This is a genomic window from Rhizobium sp. WYCCWR 11146, assembly GCF_013591995.1.
GTDB lineage: Bacteria > Pseudomonadota > Alphaproteobacteria > Rhizobiales > Rhizobiaceae > Rhizobium > Rhizobium indicum.
In genome coordinates, this window is the sequence record NZ_JACCEY010000019.1 from 108,898 (window position 1) to 115,087 (window position 6,190).

8 protein-coding genes are annotated in these 6,190 nt (G+C 59.9%); 3 read left to right on the forward strand and 5 right to left on the reverse strand.

All coding sequences use genetic code 11. The features are described from left to right. Positions 1-39 precede the first annotated feature (39 nt). Both lpxE and leuB read right to left on the reverse strand, forming a co-directional pair. Positions 40-774 carry a lipid A 1-phosphatase LpxE gene (gene lpxE / locus HX899_RS13745; RefSeq protein ID WP_138331951.1) on the reverse strand — a complete coding sequence of 245 codons (735 nt, stop codon included), beginning with the start codon at positions 772-774 and terminating at the stop codon, positions 40-42. Positions 775-1,052: 278 nt separating this feature from the next. Then, positions 1,053-2,165, reverse strand: a complete 1,113-nt coding sequence (gene leuB, locus HX899_RS13750; protein WP_003543987.1) for a 3-isopropylmalate dehydrogenase — start codon at positions 2,163-2,165, stop codon at positions 1,053-1,055. Positions 2,166-2,331: 166 nt separating this feature from the next. On the opposite strand from leuB, the gene HX899_RS13755 reads away from it, so the two are divergent. Next, the gene (locus HX899_RS13755) at positions 2,332-3,264 is read left to right on the forward strand and encodes a pyridoxal-phosphate dependent enzyme (protein WP_181292668.1); all 933 of its coding nucleotides are present in this window, start codon (positions 2,332-2,334) and stop codon (positions 3,262-3,264) included. A gap of 60 nt (positions 3,265-3,324) precedes the next feature. On the opposite strand, the gene leuD is transcribed toward HX899_RS13755, so the two are convergent. The 3 genes from leuD to HX899_RS13770 all read right to left on the reverse strand — a co-directional run bounded on the left by leuD (position 3,325) and on the right by HX899_RS13770 (position 4,853). Continuing rightward, complete coding sequence (gene leuD / locus HX899_RS13760) at positions 3,325-3,933, reverse strand: 3-isopropylmalate dehydratase small subunit (RefSeq protein WP_003543984.1); 609 nt, start codon at positions 3,931-3,933, stop codon at positions 3,325-3,327. A 134-nt stretch (positions 3,934-4,067) separates the two neighbouring features. Beyond that, positions 4,068-4,490: a glyoxalase/bleomycin resistance/extradiol dioxygenase family protein gene (locus HX899_RS13765; protein WP_003543982.1), complete on the reverse strand. Its 423-nt coding sequence runs from the start codon at positions 4,488-4,490 to the stop codon at positions 4,068-4,070. 129 nt (positions 4,491-4,619) lie between these two features. Further along, the gene (locus HX899_RS13770; protein WP_017962593.1) at positions 4,620-4,853 is read right to left on the reverse strand and encodes a hypothetical protein; all 234 of its coding nucleotides are present in this window, start codon (positions 4,851-4,853) and stop codon (positions 4,620-4,622) included. A gap of 136 nt (positions 4,854-4,989) precedes the next feature. On the opposite strand from HX899_RS13770, the gene HX899_RS13775 reads away from it, so the two are divergent. Then, the gene (locus tag HX899_RS13775; RefSeq protein ID WP_173883583.1) at positions 4,990-5,910 is read left to right on the forward strand and encodes a CoA ester lyase; all 921 of its coding nucleotides are present in this window, start codon (positions 4,990-4,992) and stop codon (positions 5,908-5,910) included. After that, entirely contained in the window at positions 5,910-6,116 is a 207-nt protein-coding gene (locus HX899_RS13780; RefSeq protein ID WP_017962591.1) for a DUF1737 domain-containing protein, read from the forward strand. The genes HX899_RS13775 and HX899_RS13780 overlap by 1 nt, the downstream gene beginning before the upstream one ends. Positions 6,117-6,190: the final 74 nt, after the last annotated feature.

Genomic DNA, 6,190 nt, shown 5'->3' on the forward strand with positions numbered 1-6,190 from the left:
TGCATAATTTTATCCTTAAATCGATTCCGATTTAAGGAGTTATGCAGTGTGAAACAGCCTCTTCGAGAGCGGCCAGCCGTCCGGCGCCAGCTTGAAGAGCAAGCCGCAGCGGGCAAAGACGATCGCCGTCAGCAGCGAGAACCAGGCGCCGAATGCAAGGCCGGCGATGACGTCGCTTGGATAATGGGCGCCGACCATGACACGCGTCATGCCGAGCCAGATCGCGCAGGCGATGAAGGCAACGCGGTAGCGTGGAAATAGCAGGGCGAAGGCGGCGAAGAAGGCGCCGACCGTGGTGGAGTGGCCGGACGGGAAACTTTCGAAAGCGGAATGGCCCGAAAAGGGCGTGAAGGAAAACATGCCGTAGTCGTGGAAATGATCGGGACGCGCCCTGCCGATCGCACGCTTCAGCAGATTGGCGAGAAGTCCTGAGAAGACGACCGTGAAGAAGAGATAGGCGCCGATCCAGCTGACATAGAGCGCCTGCGCCTTGGAACGCGCCGTCTTCACAAGCTTGTAGCCTGCCCTGCCCTGAAAGAACAGCAGGATGCTGGTGTAGATCAGCCAGGCGGAATCGCCGAAACCGGTCAGCATCTCGCCGAGGTGTTTCACCGGCGCGGGAACTTCGCTGGCGCCGATCGGCGCGTCGAAGAGCAGCATCGAAAGGATCACGGCATTGAGCGTAACGAAGAGGCAGGCCTGCCAGCGCAAAGGCGGCATGCCGACGGCGCTCCGGCGCCAGCGCCTGTCCAGGGAAGCCCAAAATGCCCGCATTTCGTCGTCCGTTCGAATTTGCCCAGAGCCCGCGCGTCCAACAGGACACGCTAAGGACGCTCTATTACTTTGAATTGACGCACGATCCTTTGTCGAAAATCGCTTCCGATTTCGGGATTATGCGCTCGTTAAAATCCGGCGCAAAAATACACGAGATTGTGGCCGAGAATAGTCCGTTTCGGATAATTCGACCAAGCGGGACGCGCTTCACCGCCCTCAATGGAAAAAGCCCTCCGCATGCGCGATGCGAAGGGCTGGATACTGTTTCACGTGAAATATCAGGCGGAAAGCGTCTTGAACTCGGCGAGGATCGCATCGCCCATCTCGACGGTGCCGACCTGCCTTGCGCCATCGGCCATGATGTCGCCAGTGCGAATGCCCTTGTCGAGCACGTTGGCGATCGCCTTTTCCAGATCGTCGGCTTCCTTCACCAGATTGAAGGAGTAACGCAGGCACATGGCGAAGGAGGCGATCATGGCGATCGGATTGGCGATGCCCTTGCCGGCGATGTCAGGGGCCGAGCCGTGCACCGGCTCGTAAAGCGCCTTGCGCTTGCCGGTCTTGCCGTCAGGCGCGCCGAGCGAGGCCGATGGCAGCATGCCGAGCGAGCCGGTCAGCATGGCGGCGACGTCGGAGAGCATATCACCGAAGAGGTTGTCGGTGACAATGACGTCGAACTGCTTGGGCTGGCGCACCAGCTGCATGCCGCCGGCATCGGCCAGCATGTGTTCGAGCTGGACGTCGGAATATTTCGCCTTGTGCGTCTCGGTTACCACCTGGTTCCAGAGCACTCCCGACTTCATGACGTTGCGCTTTTCCATGGAGCAGACGCGATTCTGCCGCGTGCGGGCCATTTCGAAGGCGACGCCGGCGATGCGCTCGATCTCGTAGGTATCATAGACCTGCGTGTCGATGCCGCGCTTCTGGCCATTGCCGAGATCGATGATTTCCTTCGGCTCGCCGAAATAGACGCCGCCCGTCAGCTCGCGGATGATCAAGATATCGAGGCCTTCGACCAGTTCCGGCTTCAGCGACGAGGCCGCAGCAAGGGCCGGATAGCAAATGGCGGGGCGCAGGTTTGCGAAGAGCTGCAGATCCTTGCGCAGGCGCAGCAGGCCGGCTTCCGGGCGCACTTCATAAGGCACGCTATCCCATTTCGGGCCGCCGACGGCGCCGAACAGAACGGCATCGGCGGCAAGCGCCTTCTGCATGTCGGCTTCCGAGATGGCAGCGCCATGCGCATCATAGGCGCAGCCGCCGACAAGGCCTTCATCGGTGACGAAACCGGCATTCATCGCCTCGTTCATATAGGCGATGATCTTGCGGACCTCGCCCATGGCCTCGGGACCGATGCCGTCACCCGGCAGCAGGAAAAGATTGCGCGCTGTCATGAAACCCTCCTGGGAAAAACAAGTTGCGGTTTCTTAGACCCCGGAAATGGGCATTTCAAGCGACAGAAGCGGTGAATCGGTACGCTTCGCTCCGAGCCGCGACGGTTGCTCCTGCGTCCACAAACGAATTAGAACGGTGACCCTATCTTTATTCTGGATGGTTCCCATGCCTTTTGCGCCTCTCCACCTCGACACGCCCTTGCTCCAGACCGCACCTGGCTACAGCGCCAGCGGCAAACCGCTCTGGCTGAAGCTCGATGCGCTGCAGCCTTCCGGCAGCTTCAAGCTGCACGGCGTCGGCCGGCTTTGCCAGCACGAGGTGGAAAATGGGGCGCGCGAAATCTTCTGCGCTTCCGGCGGCAATGCCGGCATTGCGGCGGCTTATGCCGGCCGGGCGCTCGGTGTGCCGGTCACGATCGTCGTGCCGGAGACGACGGCAGCCGACGTACGGCAGACGATTGCCGCAACGGGCGCGAATGTCCTCGTTCATGGTTCGGTTTTCGATGAGGCCAATGCCCATGCGGTCGAACTCGCCCGGAGCCGCAAGGCAACCTATGTGCACCCCTTCGACCATCCGCTTCTGTGGGATGGCCATGCCACGCTGATCGACGAGGTGGTGGCGAAAGGGGCAAAATTCGATTGCGTCGTCACCAGCGTCGGCGGCGGCGGGCTGCTTGCCGGCATCGTCGAGGGGTTGAAGCGCAACGGGCTTTCCGATGTGCCTGTTATCGCCGTCGAAACGGAAGGGGCGGCTTCGCTCCATGCCAGCCTCAAGGCGAATGAGCGTATCACCCTTCCCGCCATTACCTCGATTGCCAATTCGCTCGGGGCGCGGCAGGTGGCGCAGCATGTCTTTGACCTGCCGCAGCAGCATCCGATCGGAAGTGTTCTCGTCAGCGACGCCGATGCCGTTGCCGCCTGCCTGAAATTTGCCGATGCGCAGCGCATTCTGGTCGAGCCGGCTTGCGGTGCGGCCCTTGCGGTTGCCGATGTGCATGCCGGGTTGCTTCAGCGCTTCGATAATCCGCTTATCGAAGTCTGCGGCGGCATCGGTGTGTCGCTCGAAAAACTCAGGGGCTGGAAAGAAAAATTTCTTTGACCCACACCAAAGAAAAAGCCGGGCGTAAGCCCGGCTTGATCGGTAACCGATTGGAAGGGCTCAGGCTGCCCAGGGGTGCGAAGCGGCGTTCTTCTTTTCGAAGCTGTCGATCGCCTTGCCCTTTTCCAGGGTCAGGCCGATATCATCGAGGCCGTTCAGCAGGCAGTGACGCTTGAACTCGTCGAGATCGAACTTGATCAAGCCACCATCGGGGCCGGTGATCTCGAGGTTTTCGAGGTCGACGGTCAGGATGGCGTTGGAGCCGCGCGAGGCGTCGTCCATCAGCTTGTCGAGATCTTCCTGGCTGACCTTGATCGGCAGGATGCCGTTCTTGAAACAGTTGTTGTAGAAAATATCGGCGAAGCTGGTCGAGATAACGCAGCGGATGCCGAAATCCAGAAGCGCCCAAGGTGCGTGCTCGCGCGAGGAGCCGCAGCCGAAATTGTCGCCGGCAACCAGGATCTTGGCATCGCGATAGGCCGGCTTGTTCAGCACGAAATCCGGGTTTTCTGAGCCGTCTTCGTTATAACGGGCTTCGGCGAAGAGGCCGGTGCCGAGACCGGTGCGCTTGATCGTCTTCAGATAATCCTTCGGAATGATCATGTCGGTGTCGACGTTGACAACCGGCAGGGGCGCTGCAACGCCCGTGAGCTTCACGAATTTATCCATGACCCATGCTCCATTTCAGCAAATCTACTTCCAGAATTTGCATCTAGTCCAGTTTTTCGCCGAAATGAAGGAGAATCTTTCACAGATGGCGGCCACGCGACGTTTCGCGCGGTCCGCTCAATTGCGCCTGTCCCTTATTTGGACGCTGCGTTCAACCCCCAGAGGACGCCGAACGGATCACGAAGCTGGCCATAGCGGTCGCCCCAGAACATCAGTTCGACCGGCATGACGACTTCGGCGCCGGCGGCAACCGCGCGATCCCACCAGAAATCGATATCATCGATCACCAGCTGGATTGCAAAGCCTTCATGGCCTTTGAAGGGATGGCCATATTCGGGATAGGCGTCCGACAGCATCAGGGAACTGCCGTTGATGTAGAGATGCACATGCATCGTTCTGCCGCTCTCGTCGACCGGCACGAGATATGCCTCTTCGGCGCCGAAAGCCTTCTTGTAGAATTCCGCAGCTTTCACCGCGCCGCCGACCGTAAGATAGGGCAGCAGGCCGTTCTTGACCGGTGGCATCTTGGTCGGGTTGCTCTCTGTCGTCGCATCCATGCTTGTCCTCCATTCGTTTTTTGAACGCCGGCTGAATGCCTGGCTGCTTCAAGGACGTAGCATGGAAGCGTGATCCGACAGTGTCGGCCGAAATTTTTCGGCGAACCAAAATTTTCAGCAAAAAGGTGATCAGAGATCGATGATCGTGCCGCGGCCGTCGTTCCAGACCCGCATCTCGCGCTGGCCGTTATTTGCCTTGGCGCGGACCGGAGCGGGCTTCATCTTCATCGAAAGCGCGCGTCCGACCATGAGCACGGTCAGGATGCCGCCGACGGCAAGCGTCACTGAAAAGGTGAGAAGCAGCATCGCCACGAAAACGGTGGCGCCGGCAAGCATGAGGAAGATGGAGCGAATGTTCTGCATGTTAGAGACCTTTCTTCGGAAAGGAATGTGGTCCTTCTCTTTCCTCTCTGCAAGGCAAGCATGGCTTTTTGTTGTTCTGTGGGAGGTTCTGGGGTGGCTGCTTGCTTCGGCTTTCAAAGCTTGGCACTAATTCGCCATGAGCCGAAACCCGACGACCCGCCCCATCCGCCTGCGCCGTTCGGTGCTGAGCGTGCCTGCCATCAATCCCCGCGCCCTTGAAAAAACCCATGCGGTCGATTGCGATGCGGTGATCTTCGATCTCGAGGATTCCGTGGCGCCGGAAAAGAAGGCGGAAGCGCGGGAAAATCTGAGGAATTTCTTTTCGGCTCGGCCGCTCCAAGGCAAGGAGCGGATCATCCGCATCAACAGTCTGTCCACCAATTTCGGCCTGGCGGACATGGAGCTGGTGACGGCGCTTGGTCCCGATGCCGTGCTGCTGCCGAAGGTCGACGAGCCGCAGGATGTCATGGCGGTGGGCGACCTTCTCTCCGAGGCCGATGCATCGGAAGATCTGCGCATCTGGGCGATGATCGAGACACCGCGCGGCATCCTCAATGCGGCTGCTATCGCCGAAGCCGGGCGCACGCCGGGCTCACGGCTCGATTGTCTCGTCGTCGGGCTCAACGACCTGCGCAAGGAAACCGGCGTGCTGCCGCAGCCGGGGCGGAACTATCTCGTGCCGTGGCTGATGCAGGTCGTCCTTGCGGTCAGCGCTTACGGGCTCGATGCGATCGACAGCGTCTTCAACGATTTCAGGGACGAACAGGGTTTCGATGCCGAATGTCTGCAGGGCCGGGCCATGGGCTTTGCCGGCAAGATGCTGATCCATCCGGCGCAGATCGAGCCCGCCAACCGGCATTTCGGTCCGGATCCGGCAGCGATTGCGGAAGCGGAGGCGATCATAGCAGCCTTTGCCGACCCCGCTTCCGATGGGCTGAATGTCATCAATGCAGGCGGGCGGATGGTCGAGCGGCTGCATCTTGTCCAGGCGGAAAGTCTGGTCCATAAAGCGCGCCTTATCGCAGCCCGCCAGGCTGCAGCACGAAAGACGATGTGATGAAACTCTACCGCTTCCTGACCGGTCCCGACGATGCTTCCTTCTGCCATAAGGTCACCGCCGCCCTCAACAAGGGCTGGTCGCTGGAGGGCTCGCCGACCTATGCCTTCAATGCCGCAACCGGTGCGATGCAGTGCGGCCAGGCCGTCGTCAAGCATGTCGAAGGCAAGGACTACGATCCCGAGATGAAGCTCTCCGAGCAGTGAGGTTTTAGCGCATAACCCCCGAAAATCGTAATCGATTTTCGGGGGTTATGCGTGATTGAAAGTGATAGAGCGTC

What these genes read in the sequence shown, in the direction of transcription:
- HX899_RS13755 (WP_181292668.1), top strand. Translation starts at nt 2,332, where the DNA reads ATGCCTTTTGCGCCTCTCCACCTCGACACGCCCTTGCTCCAGACCGCA.
- leuB (WP_003543987.1), bottom strand. Translation starts at nt 2,165, where the DNA reads ATGACAGCGCGCAATCTTTTCCTGCTGCCGGGTGACGGCATCGGTCCC.
- leuD (WP_003543984.1), bottom strand. Translation starts at nt 3,933, where the DNA reads ATGGATAAATTCGTGAAGCTCACGGGCGTTGCAGCGCCCCTGCCGGTT.
- HX899_RS13765 (WP_003543982.1), bottom strand. Translation starts at nt 4,490, where the DNA reads ATGGATGCGACGACAGAGAGCAACCCGACCAAGATGCCACCGGTCAAG.
- HX899_RS13780 (WP_017962591.1), top strand. Translation starts at nt 5,910, where the DNA reads ATGAAACTCTACCGCTTCCTGACCGGTCCCGACGATGCTTCCTTCTGC.
- HX899_RS13775 (WP_173883583.1), top strand. Translation starts at nt 4,990, where the DNA reads ATGAGCCGAAACCCGACGACCCGCCCCATCCGCCTGCGCCGTTCGGTG.
- HX899_RS13770 (WP_017962593.1), bottom strand. Translation starts at nt 4,853, where the DNA reads ATGCAGAACATTCGCTCCATCTTCCTCATGCTTGCCGGCGCCACCGTT.
- lpxE (WP_138331951.1), bottom strand. Translation starts at nt 774, where the DNA reads ATGCGGGCATTTTGGGCTTCCCTGGACAGGCGCTGGCGCCGGAGCGCC.